This is a genomic window from bacterium, from assembly GCA_035295165.1.
Lineage (GTDB): Bacteria > Sysuimicrobiota > Sysuimicrobiia > Sysuimicrobiales > Segetimicrobiaceae > JAJPIA01.
This window is the reverse complement of record DATGJN010000058.1, coordinates 1-16,209: the sequence shown is the minus strand read 5'-3', so window position 1 is coordinate 16,209 and position 16,209 is coordinate 1. Positions and strand designations below refer to the sequence as shown.

The 16,209-nt window shown below is 66.6% G+C and carries 16 protein-coding genes; 2 read left to right on the top strand and 14 right to left on the bottom strand.

Features of this window, described 5'->3' with window-relative positions; genetic code table 11:
- Nucleotides 1-8: 8 nt before the first annotated feature.
- From VKZ50_08710 to phnF, 10 genes are all read right to left on the bottom strand, one after another.
- Nucleotides 9-1,412: a sulfatase gene (locus VKZ50_08710; GenBank protein HLJ59799.1), complete on the bottom strand. Its 1,404-nt coding sequence runs from the start codon at nt 1,410-1,412 to the stop codon at nt 9-11.
- Complete coding sequence (locus tag VKZ50_08705) at nt 1,413-3,239, bottom strand: CehA/McbA family metallohydrolase (protein ID HLJ59798.1); 1,827 nt, start codon at nt 3,237-3,239, stop codon at nt 1,413-1,415.
- A 42-nt stretch (nt 3,240-3,281) separates the two neighbouring features.
- On the bottom strand, nt 3,282-4,502 hold the full coding sequence (locus VKZ50_08700) for an anhydro-N-acetylmuramic acid kinase (protein HLJ59797.1): 1,221 nt from the start codon (nt 4,500-4,502) through the stop codon (nt 3,282-3,284).
- 18 nt (nt 4,503-4,520) lie between these two features.
- Nucleotides 4,521-5,447, bottom strand: coding sequence for a 2-dehydropantoate 2-reductase (locus VKZ50_08695; protein ID HLJ59796.1), 927 nt, complete (start codon nt 5,445-5,447; stop codon nt 4,521-4,523).
- 12 nt (nt 5,448-5,459) lie between these two features.
- On the bottom strand, nt 5,460-6,242 hold the full coding sequence (locus VKZ50_08690; protein HLJ59795.1) for a glucose 1-dehydrogenase: 783 nt from the start codon (nt 6,240-6,242) through the stop codon (nt 5,460-5,462).
- A 16-nt stretch (nt 6,243-6,258) separates the two neighbouring features.
- A complete protein-coding gene (locus tag VKZ50_08685) occupies nt 6,259-7,317 on the bottom strand; it encodes an ABC transporter substrate-binding protein (GenBank protein ID HLJ59794.1) in 1,059 nt (352 codons plus the stop codon).
- A gap of 80 nt (nt 7,318-7,397) precedes the next feature.
- Nucleotides 7,398-8,216 (bottom strand): ABC transporter permease, encoded by an 819-nt coding sequence (locus tag VKZ50_08680; GenBank protein HLJ59793.1) that lies wholly within the window; start codon nt 8,214-8,216, stop codon nt 7,398-7,400.
- A gap of 4 nt (nt 8,217-8,220) precedes the next feature.
- Nucleotides 8,221-9,051: an ABC transporter permease gene (locus VKZ50_08675; protein ID HLJ59792.1), complete on the bottom strand. Its 831-nt coding sequence runs from the start codon at nt 9,049-9,051 to the stop codon at nt 8,221-8,223.
- Nucleotides 9,032-9,913: an ABC transporter ATP-binding protein gene (locus tag VKZ50_08670; GenBank protein ID HLJ59791.1), complete on the bottom strand. Its 882-nt coding sequence runs from the start codon at nt 9,911-9,913 to the stop codon at nt 9,032-9,034. Before VKZ50_08670 ends, VKZ50_08675 begins: the two co-directional genes overlap by 20 nt.
- The gene (phnF, locus tag VKZ50_08665) at nt 9,910-10,701 is read right to left on the bottom strand and encodes a phosphonate metabolism transcriptional regulator PhnF (GenBank protein HLJ59790.1); all 792 of its coding nucleotides are present in this window, start codon (nt 10,699-10,701) and stop codon (nt 9,910-9,912) included. Before phnF ends, VKZ50_08670 begins: the two co-directional genes overlap by 4 nt.
- 402 nt (nt 10,702-11,103) lie before the next feature.
- Between phnF and VKZ50_08660 the strand changes: the two genes are divergently transcribed.
- Both VKZ50_08660 and VKZ50_08655 read left to right on the top strand, forming a co-directional pair.
- A complete protein-coding gene (locus tag VKZ50_08660; protein HLJ59789.1) occupies nt 11,104-12,039 on the top strand; it encodes a helix-turn-helix domain-containing protein in 936 nt (311 codons plus the stop codon).
- A gap of 368 nt (nt 12,040-12,407) precedes the next feature.
- Entirely contained in the window at nt 12,408-12,764 is a 357-nt protein-coding gene (locus tag VKZ50_08655) for a hypothetical protein (protein ID HLJ59788.1), read from the top strand.
- Between the two features lie 48 nt (nt 12,765-12,812).
- Here the strand turns inward: VKZ50_08655 and VKZ50_08650 are convergent, their stop codons facing one another.
- The 4 genes from VKZ50_08650 to VKZ50_08635 form a co-directional block, all read right to left on the bottom strand.
- Nucleotides 12,813-13,910 (bottom strand): helix-turn-helix domain-containing protein, encoded by a 1,098-nt coding sequence (locus VKZ50_08650; GenBank protein ID HLJ59787.1) that lies wholly within the window; start codon nt 13,908-13,910, stop codon nt 12,813-12,815.
- 36 nt (nt 13,911-13,946) lie between these two features.
- Nucleotides 13,947-14,783 carry an undecaprenyl-diphosphate phosphatase gene (locus VKZ50_08645; GenBank protein HLJ59786.1) on the bottom strand — a complete coding sequence of 279 codons (837 nt, stop codon included), beginning with the start codon at nt 14,781-14,783 and terminating at the stop codon, nt 13,947-13,949.
- Between the two features lie 61 nt (nt 14,784-14,844).
- Nucleotides 14,845-15,201, bottom strand: coding sequence for a VTT domain-containing protein (locus tag VKZ50_08640; protein HLJ59785.1), 357 nt, complete (start codon nt 15,199-15,201; stop codon nt 14,845-14,847).
- Nucleotides 15,093-16,139 (bottom strand): transglycosylase domain-containing protein, encoded by a 1,047-nt coding sequence (locus VKZ50_08635; GenBank protein ID HLJ59784.1) that lies wholly within the window; start codon nt 16,137-16,139, stop codon nt 15,093-15,095. The genes VKZ50_08640 and VKZ50_08635 overlap by 109 nt, the downstream gene beginning before the upstream one ends.
- Nucleotides 16,140-16,209 lie beyond the last annotated feature (70 nt).

Genomic DNA, 16,209 nt, shown 5'->3' with positions numbered 1-16,209 from the left:
TCGTCGTCCTAGTCCGGGCGACCGCGCTGCAGGTTCATCTGGAACTGCTTGTACCAGGGGGCGCCGAGCGCGCTCACCGGGATGGGGCCGTACGTCGGCAGCTCGCCTCCCGCGTCCTCAAGGATGCGCGCGTGCAGCGCCCGCGCGACCTGCGGCTGCGCGGCCGCCGTGTTGCGCTCGCAACGCGGGTCCGATTCGAGATCGAAGAGCTGGGGGGCCGCGCCGTCCGTGCGGGCGATGTACCAGTGCCGAGCGTCGCGATACCAGACGTAGTCCCAGAAACGTGACGTCACGAACTCGCGATGCCGCGTTCGTTCCCCCGTGATGAGCGGCCGCAGCGTGCGGCCGTCGAGCGGGGGCGCGGCGATTTGTGCCAGATCAAAGATCGTCGGGATCAGATCGTAGTTGCCGACCAGGGCATCCACGCGCGTACCGGCGGGGATCGTTCCGGGGGCGCGGAGCATCAAAACGTTCGTCATCACCTCAGGGTACAAGCCCCACGGTAGCTTCCCCACGAGTCCGTGCTCGCCAATGCTGATGCCGTGGTCCGAGATGACGCCCACCAACGTATCGGTGCCGTGGCCGAGCGCCTCGAGCCGGTCCAGGAACACACCGAGCCAGTGGTCGACGAGAGTGACCTCGCCGGCGTACAAGGCGCGGCAGTACGCAAGCTCGTCCGCGGTCAGATAGTCGCAGGGGCCGTACATCGGCGAGATGATCCGCTTGCCGGTATAGCCGTGCGCGTACTGGTCCACGTAGCGCTGCGGCGGGTCCCACGGCTCGTGGGGATCGAAGGAGTCGATGCACAGAAAGAACGGGCCGGCCCCGGCGTTCTCCGTGAGCCAATCCGAGGCGCGGCTGAAAACCTGCGCCGGGGTCCAGTCCTGCTCGCCGCGTCGGTCGGCGTTGTTCGCGAGATGCTGCTGGAGCATCGCGACCGCGGCACTCCCCTCCATCTGATCCACCGTGAAGGGGCTGAGATCCCAGTTGGGACGCCTCGATCGGTAGAAGTCGAGGACCTGGCCCCGGATGAGATTCCACTCGGTGAAGCCCCGCAGGAAGTTCATCGATGGTTTCACTAGGTGCCAGTTGTCCGTCACGAGCGCCGTCCGGTACCCGGCCTGAAGCAAGATCTCCGCGACCGTGGGTTGGTCCTCCGCCATCGGCTGCCAACCCGGCAGCTGCACGGGATCACCCTTGCGCGGAAAGTAGTTTCGGAAGGGGAACGTTCGCCGGCCGCTGTGGAGCGCGCGGCGGACGCACACCGTCGGCAGCGACTCGGGATACGCGGCAGTGAACACCGCGCCTTGGTTCCCGAGCGCCGTCATGCGCGGTGTCATCGGCCGCCCGTACGTGGTGTTGTCGAGAGTGTCGGCGCGCAGGGTGTCGATGACGATCAGCACGACGTTCATCTACCGGCGCTCCTCAGGCGTGAGCCAGATGGGGCTTGACCACGCGCGCCCACCGTCGGCCTGCCGCGCGCGGACGTAGTAGATGCACCCCGCGCCGACCGGTGACGGGTCTCTCCACTCGACGGCAAGCTCTTCGGCGTCAGGTGTCCACGTCTGCACGACTCGATTGTTCCTGAGCAGCTCGACGGACGCCAACGCGGTCTCGCCGAGGACGCAGCATGCGATGCGCGGATGCGCCGTTTCGGGACGTGTCACCTCCGCTCCCATGCGCTGCCCCTCCACGCGGAAGTCCACGAGGATGCGCTGCCCGGTCGTGCCGTAGCAGCGCCGCTCCCAGAGCGCGTCGAACACCGCTTCACGCGTCAGATCCGGAGCATAGACGGCCACGAGCCCCGGCGGCTGGGCCATCTTCCCTTTCCGCCAGCGGTCGGTGGCGCCACGGCGCCCGGGGCGACTGTCGTGGTTGTCGCCGCCCGCCGTCACGCCGAGCTTGTAACCCCGCGCGAGGTACTCCTGGAACGCAATGCCGGACCCGGGGCTGACCATTTTGCCGGTGAACGCGGCGTCGCCGGTCTTCCGGTCCTCAGAGGAGCCCCACATCGAGTACACCTCGACCAGGCGCTGGCTCCGAGGATCGTGCTCCCAGCTCATGTAGTGCAGCGGATGGTGCGGGATGACCAGCGCGTCGAGGCTGGCCAGGGCCCGCAACAGCTTCGTCGGCGTATTGTATCTCGGATCGCGGTCGTGCAGTAACGGGCCCGAGGCGCCGCGGTAGTACACGTTGCGGTGCCCCTCGATGCCGAGTTCGATCTGGCTGTACTCAAACCCGACGAGCGTCACGAACCGCCCGGGCGCGTTGTATTGGTTCGTGACGGTCTGCAGCTCTTGCCATACCTCTTGGGTCATGAATTTCGAGTGGTCTGGGACGTTGGAATTGTGGCCGACGTCGTCGTGATCGGTCAGGGCGCAGAAGTCGAGGCCGGACACGTCCCGCGCGAACGTGTAGTACTCGTCCGGGCTCAGCGCGCCGTCCGACGCTGCGGAGTGCCCGTGGATGTCGCCCCAGAACAGGCGCATCTCAGGCGCCCGCTCCACGAGCACGGCCGGGCTGCGGCCGGCGCGGCCCGTGTGACGGTCGCGCACCTCGACGCGCCACACCCCCTCCGCGGAGACCGCGACTGGCCAGGGGGCTGCCGCCGCGCGGGCGTCAAGCGTCACGGTCTGCTGGACCGGCGTCCGACCATCTGTCGCCAGCACGACGTCGACCTCGCCGGACGCCGGCACAAGATTGCCGAGCGCGTCCACGACTTTCACGCGTGCCGTCATTGTTTCTCCGGTCTGCAGGACGGAGGGCGTCACCACCTCGAAGCCGACCGCCGGTCCGGGCGTCGTCCGGACGACCGGCGATCCTGGTTGCGGGTCGTAGTTGCCAAGGCCGCTGGGATCGACGAGGATCGTGAACTCCGTCGCTTCGTTGGAAACCCGCGGCGCCCGGGCGCCCCCAGCCCCCCCATAGTGGAACTCGAGCGCGTCACCGGGGACGAGTCGGCCCTCATCCACCTGGGCGGTGATCCACCGCCACGTGTGGAGACGGGTGCTCACCCGCGCGGCCGTGCGGCCGATGACGGATACATAGCCCGGTTTTGTCGCATCATCGAGTTGCGGGACCGTCCACCCCGGCGGGATATACACCTGGACGCCGCCGAACCGCTCCACGCTGCCGTCGGCGATCTCGACCACGACCGTCCAATCGCCCGACGCGTCGACGGACACGGTCGCAGACGGCAGGAACGTGGCACGCACAGTACCGGTCTCGAGCTGTTTCACGATGGTCTCCTCTCGTGCACCTCAGGCTGCCTTGGGCCGTCACTAGGGCGGCGTGATCTGTCCCATCACGACGCGGCGTCGAGCCCCGGTGGCCGATGGGACGTTTCCAGGCTCGCCGAGCAGGGTCTCGTTGCCGATGATACCGACGCACATGACTTCCCGCGCGTCCACCGGAACGTCCGCGTTGGCGACCGTGCCCACGCGGATCGGGGCCAGCCGTTCGCGGAGCATCCGCAAGAGGGTTTGGTTGTGGGTGCCGCCGCCGCACACGAGCACCTCGTCCACCCGCTGCTCGGGCAGCACGAACTCTCGGTAGTTGTGCGCAATGGACTCCGCGCTGAAGGCCGTGACCGTGGCCAGGAGGTCGTCTTCTGCAATCGCGCGTCCCCCGATCCGCTGCAGCAGCGCGTCGGTCATGGGGCGACCGAACACCTCACGGCCGGTCGTTTTTGGCGGACGGCGGCGGACGTATTCGTGCGTCATCAGCCATTCCAGTAGGGCCGGGTCCACGTGACCGCGGCTCGCGCGAGCGCCGCCGGCATCGTACTCCTCGCGCCCCTCGGTGAACCGATGGATGAGGGCGTCGATGATCATGTTCCCGGGGCCGGTGTCGAACGCCCGCACCTGGTCGAGGCGCGCTCCCGGCGGCAGGATCGTGGGGTTCGCGATGCCGCCGATATTCAGGACCGTCCGCGCAAGCGTCGGATGGCGGAAGAGCACCCAGTCCCCGTACACGACCAGGGGGTTCCCCTGGCCGCCGGCGGCCATGTCGCGGCTCCGCATGTTGGTGACGACGAGGCGGCCTGTGCGCTCGGCGATCACACTGCCTTCCCCGGTATCGAGGGCCGCGGGGATTTCCTCCGCCCCGAGCCAGCGGTCGCGGGCGTCCTGCCCGCGCCGGATGTGGAACGTGATCTGTCCGGAGCAGACGATGCCGTCGACCGTCTCAATTTCGACGCCGGCCTCCGCGGCGATGCCCTGCGCCGCTTGGGCAAACAGTTCGCCGAGGTAGAAGTGCGCCTGTCCGAACTTGGGCACCGTCGCGGTCTCCCGGGCAAACAGTTCCGCGAGCTTCTCGCGGAACGCGGACGGGTAGGGAAACCCCTGGCAACGGACCAGTGTGGCTCGGGCCGTGTCCTGCGATCCCTCGACGCGCAGGAGCGCCGCCGTGATGCCGTCCGCGGACGTGCCGCTATGCAGGGCGATAAGCGTCCGCACCCGCTTGTTCGCATAGTCATTGAGCAGCGTGCCAAGCCGGCTCATTGGATGATTGCCCCTTCCTCAGGCCTCGGCCACGCGGAACGTGTGCGTGGCCTCGATCGCCTTCACCATCAACCACAGTGCCTCGTTGACGGGCGTGGGCACGCCCGCCGCGCGTCCGGCTGCCGCGATGGCGCCGGAGAGTGCGTCCACCTCCGTCCGCCGTCCGCGCATCGCATCGAGCAGCGTGCCCGACCGCATGTCCGCGGTCGCTGCTGTGACCAACTCGAATCGCTCGCGCGGATCGAACGCCAAACGGATCGCGCGCGCCTCCGCGACGGCCATGGTCTCGTCGATCGCGCGCAGCGACAACTGCTTCGCCTCCGCCACACGGCCGAGCACCCCGTTCGGCACGCGCAGCACCGCGGCGACCGCGTTGATTCCCGCGGTCACGGCGAGCTTCGCCCACAGCAAGCCCTCCACGTTGGCGACGACCTCCGTCGGAATGGTGGCGCGAGTAAGGAGCTCCGCGAGCGCGGACACCCGGTCCGCGCTCGCCGGCGCCCCGCCGAGATAGCTTGGTCCATGGCCGGTGTCGATGACCGTTCCGGGCCCCGCCAGCGTGGCGCCCTGGAACGTCACGCCGAGCGCGCTTCGGGCAGCGCCGGCGCGCCCGGCGAGCGTCTCGAGATTGCCGAGGCCGTTCTGGAACGTGACGACAAGCGAGTGCCGGCCGAGCAAGGGCACGATCGCCTCGGCCGCGCCGTCAGTGTCGTATGACTTGACCAGCAGCAGTACGACGTCCACGGTTCCTAGCCCGCGGAGATCGGTCGTCGCGCGCGGGCTCACGATCCGCTCGGCGCCATCCCGCCGGATCCGGAGCCCATGTCGCTCGATCGCCTCGACGTGGGCCGGTCGTCGATGCACCAGCCAGACGTCGGCGTGCTCGGCCAGGAGCCCACCGAACTTCGAGCCCAGCCCGCCCGCTCCCATGACGACGATCCGCATCTCAGTGCCGCCTCATTTGAGCAGCGGGTGCACGGCACCGGTCCCGCCGTCGACGTAGAGCGTCTGGCCCAGCACAAAGTCGGACGCGCGGCTGGCAAGAAACACCACGGGCCCAACGAGGTCGTCAGGGCGGCCAAGCCGTCCCGCCGGGATCGCGGACGCGATCCCGGCCTTGCGGTCCGGGTTCGCGGCGAGCCAAGCAGCGTTGATCGCCGTCTCCGTCATCACCGGCGACACCGCGTTCACCTGGATGTGGTACGGGGCCCACTCGAGCGCCATCGATTTTGTCAGGTTCACGAGCCCGGCCTTCGCCGCCGCGTAGACGCTCTGCCCTGGGCTGCCAAACAGCGCCGTCACCGATGCGAAGTTGATGATCTTCCCACCCCCGCGGCGTCGCATCGCCGGAACCGCGGCCCGGGAGATCAGAAGCGCCGAGGTGAGATTGAGCGACACCAAGCGCTGGATCTCGTCGTCGGTGAGCTCGAGCACCGGCTTGAAGATGTTGAAGCCGACCGCGTTCACGAGCACGTCGAGCGCCCCCAGCTCTTTGACGACCGCGTCCACGCACCGGGTGGCCGCGATCGACGTCGCGATGTCGGCCGAGACCGCAGTCGCGCGCCCGCCGAGGGCCTGGATGTCGTGCGCCACCCGCCCGGCGCCTTCCTCGTCGAGATCGACGACAGCCACCGATGCCCCCTGTCGAGCGAGCCCCGCGGCGACGCGGCCGCCGATGCCGCCCGCTCCGCCGCAGACCGCCGCGATCCGGCCGGTGAGGTCGAACAGGTCTGAGCCCACGGCGAACTCGCGGCGGCTACGGGAGGACAAGGGCGCGCGGGATCGCGGGCAGGTCGCTGAAGATCTTCGGATCTTCCTTGACCACCTGGTTGAGGTAGCGGAGATCCAGCATCGAGTTGAGTGACGGTGTTTGCTTGAGGGCGCCGATCTTCGAGGCAAAGTCGAGCCCCTGTTGCGCCGCGTCCATCGTTGCACGGGACACGCGCATGTCGAAGGTGAGATAGCGGAGGGACTGGCGGATGACGCCGCGGTCCAGCCCATTAAACTCCTTGGCGACGATGTCGGCCGCCTCGTCAGGGTGCTCGCGCGTATACTGGGCCGATTCGGCGAACGCCGCAACGAAGCGCTTCGTCGTCCCGGGATTCGTAGCGACGTACCGGGACGACATCCAGCGGAAGAACAGGTACTGGATGTGGTTGCCGCCTCGAGCCACGACGACCGCGTCCTTCATCATGCTGAGTGCCTGCAACGGTATCGGTTCCCACGACACGATGGCGTCCACCGACCCACTCTGCAGAGCGCTCGGCAGGTCGGCCGGCGACACGTTCTGCAGACGAAAGTCCTTTTGCGGGTCCAGGTTCTTGGCCTGCGCCGCGTAGAACAGGTATTGGTGCGCCACGGTTCCCACGGGGAGCCCGATCGTCTTGCCCTTGAGGTCCTCGAGGTGGTCGGAGCGGATGCCGCGCCCGGGCCGCGCGATCACCGCGAAGTAGTTGTCCGTCGGGACCGTCCCGGTCGCGTCGCCGTTCGCGGGCAGCACCGCTTTGACGTCGATGCCCTGCGCGATTGCTTGCGCCGCGACGGCGGGGACCGCGTCGGCGACCTGAGCGCTTCCGGTCTGCAGGGCGGCCAGCCCTTCAAACCCGCTGGCCACACGAAGCACGCGCAAGTTCACTCCGTCCTTCGCGAAGATCCCTTTGGCGATCCCGACGTATAGAGGCGCGTGGCAGATGCACAGGCCGCCGGACGTCACCGTGATGGGGGCATCGAGCGTGGCCGCCGTGCCCCCTCCGGCCAGCAGCACCAAACACGCCAGAACGAGCGACAGTGTGAGAGCCGAGCGTCGCGTTTCCAATTCGCACCTCCTCTGGCGACTCACGAACCTTGATACGTCGCGTGCGCCATGCACGTGCGGTACGATGGGCCCGCAAATGGTTAGCGGGGCGCGCCCGCGGTCGTGCCCCAGCGTTCAACGGTGCGTGCCTGGAGTGGGGCAAACACGAGCCGGTCCATGAACAGGCTGATCAGCCCGATGAGGAACAGGCCCACGACGATATCCGGGATGCGGAAGAACCGCTCCCCCTGCCAGATCAGCACGCCGAGCCCCTGACCGCTCGCAATGATCTCCGCCGCGATGAGGGACCGCCAGCCGTACCCCACGCCGACCCGCAGGCCGACGAGGATGCTCGGCAGCGCTCCGGGGAGCAGCACCTCGCGGATCACGTCCCAACGGCTCCCTCCGAGCGTCAGGATCGAGTTGCGCAGGGTTCGGGGCACGGTCTGCACGCCCATTAGCGTGTTGTAGAACACGAGGAAGAACACGGTGTTGAAGATGATGAACGTGACGCTCCGCCAGCTGATCCCGAGCCACAGGACCGCGAGCGGGATCCAGATCACTCCCGCGATTGCCTGGAAGAAACGCGCCAGGGGCATGAAGAACGCCGCCACCGCGCGGTTCGTGCCCACGACAATCCCGAAGGTGATCCCGAGCGTTGCGCCGACCAGAAACCCAACCACCATGCGGGTAATGCTCGACAGCACCGCGTCGAGCAGCACGCCTTGGCGGGCGAGGTCGACCGCGTCCTGGAACACGGCGCTTGGCGATGGGAGGACATACCGCGGTACGCCGCCCCATGGTGTCGTGGCGGCCCACCAGGCGACCACCGCGATCGCAAACGGGAGGGTGCGGAGCACGAGCAGGCGCGCGCCGCTTGGGCGGAATCCGGACGGGATTGCAGGAGTGGCGGTGGCCACGCGGTTACGCCTCCACCACCTGGATGCCCCAGTGCTGGATGGTGTGCGCCTCGAGGGGCAGCAGCACGAACCGGTCCGTCAGTAGCCAGAGCATGCCGCTCAACACCATGCCGACGAGCACCCAGTCCACGCGGAAGAACGAGCGGGCCTGGAACATCAGGACGCCGAGCCCGGCTTGGGCCACCAGCATTTCGGCCAGGATGACCGTGCGCCAGCCGAAGCCCATCCCGACGCGCAGGCCGGTAATGATCGCCGGGAGTGCGCCCGGTAGCAGGACCTCCCGCAGGACATGCCAGCGGCCACCGCCGAGGGTGAGGACAGAGTCGCTGAGGGTTTTGGGGACGGTGAGTAGGCCGGAGACCGTCCCATAGAACACCGGGAAGAAGATCGTGTAGGCCACGGTCAGGATGATGGTCCGGTCGTTGAAGCCGGACCAGATGATGAAGAGCGGGAGCCATCCGATCTCGCCGACTGCCTGTAGGTAGTCGATGATGCCCCGGAGCGATGTGTACAAAGTCCGGCTCGTTCCGACGGCGGCGCCCAGCAGCACGCCAGCGCCCAGGCCGATCGCCGCGGCCGCGGCGACGCGGTACACGGTGAGTGACAGTTGCCCGAAGAGATTCGACCGCTCGGCGAGCGACGTAAACGCCGGCACGAGCGACGCCGGGGCGGGGAGGAAGCTCGGAGGCGACACCCGGAGCCACACGAGCACCTGCCACAGCGCGAGCAGCGGGACGAACGGGCCAACGTTTTTCAGGATCGTCGTCAGCGACGGGTGCCGCGCCGCGAAACGGGCGGGGCGGCTCAGCACGGTGCTAGTGATCGCGATGGCCATCGGCTGGGACCGCGGACTGGCGGATCATCTCGTTGAGCTGGCTCCTGAGCCCGACAAACCGCGGGTCCCGCTCGAGCGTGGCCCACTGGCGCTCCTCGCGGGGCACATTGACCGTGACAATGCCCTGGACGCGGCCCGGGCGGGGCGTCATCACGAGCACCCGGTCTCCGAGGAAAATCGCCTCGTCGACGTTGTGGGTTACGAAGAACACGGTGACCTTCGTCTGGGACCAGATGCGGGTAAGTTCTTCCTGCAGGGTGGTGCGCGTCTGGGCGTCGACGGCCGCGAACGGCTCGTCCATCAACGCCACCTGCGGCGAGTTGGCCAGCGTGCGCGCGACTGCGACCCGCTGCCGCATGCCGCCGGACAGCTCATGAGGGAACTTGTCCTCGAAACCCCGCAGCCCGATGAGTTCGATGAAAGCGCGTGCGATCGCGTCGCGCTCGGCCTGCGGGGCCCCGCGGATCTTGAGGCCCAAGCCGACGTTCTCGCGCACGGTCCGCCAGGGCAGGAGCGCGTACTCTTGGAAGACGAGACCCCGATCAGCCCCGGGGCCTTTGACGGGCGTGCCGTCGACCAAGATCCGCCCCTGGGTCGGACGCTGCAGGCCGGCGATCAAGTAGAGCAGCGTCGACTTTCCGCAGCCGCTCGGGCCGAGGACGCAGAAGAACTCATTCTTCCGCACGCGGATCGTCACCCCGTCGAGCGCCCGCAGTCGCGCGTCCGACCGAGGATCAGGATATTCGAACATGACGTCTTCGATCAGGATCTTGGGGTGGGCCAGCACAGTCGACCCGCCGGACGGTGTGTCCCCCACGGAAGCCGCTACTGGCGTCTGCCCCCGCTGTCTCGCGACCGTCATCTGCCGGCCACCGCGGACAGCGATCTCGGCCGTGGCGAACGGATTAGGTGCGTTTCAAACTGAGTCCGATCCGCCCGATGCTTGGAGATGGAGAAATCCACCGGCCGGCCGTCGCGGAGGTACGTCGTGGTCTGCACAACGAGCAGCGGCGCCCCGGTCTTGATCTTCAACATGTGCGCGTCGTCCCGTCCGGCGGCGACGGCTTCGATGCGGCGGATGCCGGTTGCGATCTCGAACGCGTACTTTGTCTCGAGAAACTTATAGAGCGATGCCCGCGACAGGTCTTCCTCGAGGAGTGCGGGACACAGCGCATACGGGAGAAAGCTGGTGGAGAGTACCACGGGCGTGTCGTCGACGGACCTCAGCCGTCGCAGCTTGATCACGGATGCGCCCTCTGGCAACTGGAGGGCTTTGGCCGCATCGTGGGGTGCGGGTTCTCTCCGCAGCGTCAGGATCTTGGATACCGGGGGATGGCCGCGGGCGGCCATCTCGTCGTAGAAACTGGCCAGGGTTTCAAACAGGGCCGGGGTATACTTGCGCTCCGCGACAAACGTGCCCTTGCCTTTTCGGCGGTCGACCAAACCCTCGTTGGTGAGGACAGTCAACGCCTGTCTCACGACGGTGCGCGAGACGCTATAGGCTTGTTCGAGTTCGGCTTCGGACGGGAGCTGGTCGCCGATTTTCCACTGTCCTGCATCCACTCTTCGGCGGAGTATGGCGGCAAGCTGCGCATAGTAGGGCGTGGGGTTTGTCCGTTCGATCGGCGTGGGGGGTAGATTCAACTCCATAATGTCATCCTGTTATTACAGGATTAAGTGATACCATGATACTTGATCTCTCGCGGATTCGTCAAGAGAAACATCTGGCGCGCAAGCGGGACCTCAACGCCATGCTCTTCATTGCGAGCGCGCCGACGATTACCGGGCGCAACTGTCATCGCAGGAGGCTGTGTCCCTTGGCGATGGCGGCGGCGGAGTCCCGGCCCGGCGAGCTGTGTCGAAGATTTCTAGATTCACAGTGGGAACAAAGTGTCCTAGATTCAGACCGGACGACATAGCGTGCCATGTCGCCACCCCACCTTTGCGAGCGTAGACGGTCACAATATGCACGACGAGCCTCCAAAGTTACCGGTGGGCCCATCCGGACCAGATGGATGGAATGAAATACCGATACCGTAGGGGGGGTTAGTTGTGGACGAGCCACGTCAGGAGAGCGTAAGCAAGCCTCCCCGAGTGGTCCACACGGAAATCGCCCGTCGGCTCCGCGAGGAACGCCGGCGGGCGGGCCAGACGCAGGCCGAACTGGCGCAGGCTCTCGGCGTGAAGCAACCGACGATCGCTCGCTATGAGCGAGGCGCCAGGCGGATCCCGATCCCGATCCTTCAGCGCATCGCGGGCCACCTCCGGTCCCCCCTGGATCGTCTTCTCGCCGCCAAGGAACCAGTCTCCACCGACGACGTTCGAGACCAGCTCGCGGCCATCCAGGCAAGCATCCTTCAGGCGGCCAGGGCGCTAGACGCTCTGCAAGCGCGCTTCGATCATCCTCAGTCGACAGGCGCACGGTCGCTCGAGGACACGAGTATCACCACTGAGCAAGATCGACAGGAACTTGAGCGTTTCCTCGAGGAGATCCAACTGACATCGAACGAAGCAACATCTGCGCCCGCACGTGCGGGTACGCGAGTCGAGCGATATCGACTTATCTCCTGGCGGGGTCCACTACCATTTCAATACCGCCGGCGACCTGATCCCCGGCTGCTTGATCGGTTCCTTGCCGAGACACGCCTCTCTACCGATCTACGGCTGTTGTTCGTGACGAAGGGTCATCCTGACGCTCGCGCGGCCGGCATCGTCGCCGCAGACGTCGTATTCTTTGACCCGAAGCTCCGACCGGAACTCGGGGATTGGGTGGTCGTTCGCGCCCCCGGCAATGTCTATGGGATCCGACAATACGGTGGCACGATTAATGAGTTGAAGTGGGATCCGGTACCTCAAACGTCGCCGGGAGACACCCTGGAGGAACATCATCAGTACTGGGCCGTGTGGGCGGCCCGGCCACTATATCTCGGGAAGATCGTGGCCGTCTGCCGTTCCACGCCACCGGATGGAGGTCAGCGTCGAGCATGACGGCGCGCGGGATGCAACCCCCCGCCGTACCCTGGCACGGAGTTCAGCCGGTCTAAGGGGCGAAGGACGCATGAGCACAGAGCCCAAACCTGCAGACGGACGCGAGACTTCGACCCTTCCCCGTCTCTGGACGGTGAAAGAGGTTGCTGTTTACCTGGCCGTCAAGGAGGATCGGATTTACGAGCTCGTGTGGGCACGTCGCTTGCGTGCCCATCGGGTTGGGAGGCAGTTGCGATTTCGCCTGAACGACATCGAAGCGTTCTTGAATCGCTATGCCACAGGAGAGTAAAGGCACAATGACAGACCAGAATGCTGCGAAACCGTCTGGCCCTGTGCATCAAGAGGCGCCGCGGCCAGCAGCGCGCCGCATGCCGGGAGTGTACCGTCGCGGCCGGGTCTGGTGGATCAGTTACTACGACCGTCAGGGGCGCCGCCATCGGGAACCCGCAGGGCGGAGTTATCGTCAAGCCATGACCGTCCGCGCGCTGCGGGTCGCCGACATCGAATCGGGAAGGCTGGGCCTCCGGCGTCGGCGCGTGCCGACGTTTCGCGAGTTCGTCGAGCACACTTGGCGGCCAGAGAGTGCCATCCACCTGAAACCCGCCACTCGGCGCTCGTACGAATCATTGCTCACGCACCATCTCCTGCCGGCATTCGCTGACCTACCGCTCGCGGTGATCACGCGCGCGATGGCGAAAGGGTTCATCGCCGGGAAAACGCAGTAGCAACGGACAGCCTGTAGCCGCACCCGTCCCAACCCCCACCGCCCCCGCCTATCGCCGAAGACGATCAAGAACGCGGTCGCGTTGCTCGCCGCCATCCTGGAGGTCGCGACCGCCGACTACGAGCTCTTGCCGAGCAATCCGCTGCGGGGGATCCTGCGCCGCCGGCACCTCCCCCAAGAGGGGCCCCGCGAGCGTCGGCCACCGGTGCTCGAACCCGCGGACTTCGTCCGCGCGGTCGAAGAGCTGCGTCCGCCCGTCCGCGATGCCGTGCTCGTCGCCGCACTCGCCGGCGTTCGTTGGTCCGAGCAGATCGCGATCCGGCGAGACGAGGATATCGAATTCACCCACAATCACCTGCGGATCACGCGCTCGCTCTACCGCCGCGTTCCCCAGACGCCCAAGACCCAGCAGTCGATCCGGGATATTGACCTGAGTCCACTCGTCCGCCGAATTTTCCAGCAGGCGCGGCCCCATGGGTACGTCTTCTCGAAAGACGGGATCACGCCGCTCGCGGGTGGAAACTGGCTCAAGCGCCAGTGGCGCGCCGCGCAGCTGCGCGTCGGCGTGCGTCAGCCGATCCGCTGGCATGATTTGCGCCACGAATATGATGTGACTCTTCTCATCGATGCAGAGGACGACGACATGGGCGGGCGGCTGGAGATACAACCCGAGGATCGCCGCCTTGGCTTCGAAGTCGGGATCCGGACTGCCGACGTAGGCCGCCACGCGGTGCGGTTGCAACCCATGGCGGCGCCACAGGCGGGTGACAAAACTCTGCGAGACGCCATGGCGGGCCGCCATCGTCCGGCTCGACGACTGACTTCGCGGCCCCGGTGGCCGGTGTTGCATCTCGGCCATGATGCGGGCCTCGTTGCTGAGCGGAATGAGTTTGAGGCGTCCGGGGCGGGGGGCATCTCCCAACCCGGCGAGCCCCCCCTCGAGGAACCGCCGCGTCCAGTGCTGGCCCATCCGCGGCGCCAACCCCACCCGCTCGGCGGTCACGCGCATGGAAGGTCCCGCCTCGAGGAGCAAGACGGTGCGGACATGCCGCGCCAGGCGGGCTTCGACGGTGCCGGGCCGAACGAGCGCATCCAGCGCGTCATGATCGGCCGACGACAGCTTCACGCTCGGAGGTTCGCCATACATGCACAATTTAGACTCGGTGCACTGGGCTCGTTGACGTTAACGCAACCCGAACGCCAGTGCCGACGCGATAGTCAGCAGGCCGATCACAAGAGTGATGATCGAGCTGCGAAGGCGCGCCGCTACACGGAGGACGGCGTCGATGGTGAGGAAGCTGACCACCACGGAAACGGCCAGCAGGGCGACGAGGAGCCCCGGACCGACACTGCTCATCGCGCGGCTGCCGCCGTGTTCAACGACGAGTGGCACAAGCCCCGCGCCCAGCAGGGCCGGGACGTCGAGCAAGAAGGAGAAGCGCAGCGCCGCTTTCGCATCGTAGCCTCGGAGCAGAAGAGGTGTCACCGTCATAGCGCTACGGCTGACGCCCGGTAATGCGGCGATTCCCTGGCACGCTCCGACGACCAACGAACCGACCGTCCCGGGCACCTCGTGCTTCCCCTCATGGGCGGCGGCGCGGGCGAGCCGCTCGCGGCGGGTGTTGATCACGCTGGTAACCAATAACATTCCTCCGATCGCGAACATGGCCACGGCCCCCGTCGCGGCCGACAGCACGTGCTTCGCCAGCTCGTACGCTGGTATCCCAACCGCGCCGGTCGCCAGCGTGGCGAGCACGAGGTAACGCAGGGTCTTCGCGCCGTCCGTATCGGCCCATGGCTGGCGAAGACCACGCAGTGCGCCTATGATGTCTCGCCGGAAATACCACAGGGCGGCGGCAAAAGACCCCATGTTCGCGAGCAACCCTAACACGTACGCGGTCCCAAAGGAGTAGCCCGCCGCCGCAAAGATCAGGGTGATCATTGTCTTGCTGCTCACCGGCAACCACTCGACGACACCCTGGACGATCCCGGCGAGGACGGCAAGTGCGATTGGTGACACGAACGTCATTCCCCCTTTCGTGGCGTCCCAGAACTGCGATGCGCGACCTTGAGAACGGCCGTCAGTTGTGCCGTAGCGTCCGGCGAACGTACCAGCAGATGAGACCTGTTGCCCCGAACGCAAAGTTGGCAAGCGCGTCGCCGCGGAACAGCGGCTCAATCACGCCCCACCTTGATCGTAGGAAGGAACTGCCGGTCGCCAGGGCAGCGTACCAGATCAGCGAGCCGACGACCGTGTAGGCCGTGAATCGTCTGGCCGGCATGAAGAGATCGCCGGCAGGAAAGGATCTATAGATACGCACCGCCGGGATTAGGCGACCGAGAAACACTGCCCGGTCGCCGCAGCGGTGGAACCAGCGTTCGGCAGCTTCCCAGTGGGAGCGACGCAGCCAGCGGCCGCCTTGCCATCCACGCCGAATCGCTGCACCGACGCCGTATCCGATCCAAGAGCCGGTGCCGTTCCCGATGGCACCGCGGTCACGACGGCTCCGGGGCCTTGGTCGTCTTTGCTCGCCAGGACCCAAGCGGCACAATCACCTCGCTTGGAAAGGGGACCCCGGCGCTTTCGAGGATCATACCCACCAGCACTCAAGTGCGATACCAATCCTGCGGCGACGCCGGTCAGGTTGGTGATGATGGTTCCTCGACCGGGACGTTCGGTCAGCGAAAACGGTGAACCGATCGGCGGCGCGGGGGATTCCTTGCCTGATCTTCTAAGCCCAAGCGACGCCTTGTTAGCCTGACGAGCCTGGTCGCGCGTGATGTAGCCCGCGCGACCCATCGCGTCGAGGACCTCGCTCCGCCGCCGACGTGCCGCGATCGGAAAGCGGAACGGATCGAGCGCAGTGGGCGCCTGGAGCACCCCGGCCAGCAGAGCCGCTTGTGGGAGGGTCAATTTCCGTGGCGGCAGGCCGAAGAAGGTCCGGGATGCGGCATCGATCCCCCAGGCATTGTGCCCGAAATAGGCTTGGTTGAGAAACAGTGTCAGGACCTCAGTCTTGGAATAGCGCCGAGCCGCCAGGAGCGCGTACGCAATTTCGACAAGCTTTCGGCCGAGTGTCTTACGGGGACCGAGCAGCCGGTCGCGAAGGAGCTCCTGGGTGACCGTGCTGCCGCCCTCGGCAAACGCACGGCGTTCGACGTTCACGACGAGGGCCCGTCCCATCCCCTCAAAGCTGATCCCGGGATTGGTCCAAAACGATTGGTCCTCTGCGGCGATCACGGCTTTGACGAGCCAGGGCGACATCGCGTCCAGAGGTACGTAGGCACCACCCCTTTCGGCAAGCCCGGCGCCGACCGCTTCAGGCAATGTGGCAATGGCCCGTTCGGCGCGGATGAAGAGCACCGTGCCGCCCACGATCACCCCTCCCACGACCGTGAAGGTCAGGAGGAGCGCAATCCGCCGCGGGACCGCATGCCAGCCAACG

Bases quoted from the DNA above. Each gene is read 5' to 3' on its own strand.
- VKZ50_08695 (HLJ59796.1), bottom strand. From the start codon at position 5,447: ATGCGGATCGTCGTCATGGGAGCGGGCGGGCTGGGCTCGAAGTTCGGT.
- VKZ50_08700 (HLJ59797.1), bottom strand. From the start codon at position 4,502: ATGAGCCGGCTTGGCACGCTGCTCAATGACTATGCGAACAAGCGGGTG.
- phnF (HLJ59790.1), bottom strand. From the start codon at position 10,701: ATGGAGTTGAATCTACCCCCCACGCCGATCGAACGGACAAACCCCACG.
- VKZ50_08670 (HLJ59791.1), bottom strand. From the start codon at position 9,913: ATGACGGTCGCGAGACAGCGGGGGCAGACGCCAGTAGCGGCTTCCGTG.
- VKZ50_08655 (HLJ59788.1), top strand. From the start codon at position 12,408: ATGCCGGGAGTGTACCGTCGCGGCCGGGTCTGGTGGATCAGTTACTAC.
- VKZ50_08650 (HLJ59787.1), bottom strand. From the start codon at position 13,910: ATGTATGGCGAACCTCCGAGCGTGAAGCTGTCGTCGGCCGATCATGAC.
- VKZ50_08710 (HLJ59799.1), bottom strand. From the start codon at position 1,412: ATGAACGTCGTGCTGATCGTCATCGACACCCTGCGCGCCGACACTCTC.
- VKZ50_08675 (HLJ59792.1), bottom strand. From the start codon at position 9,051: ATGGCCATCGCGATCACTAGCACCGTGCTGAGCCGCCCCGCCCGTTTC.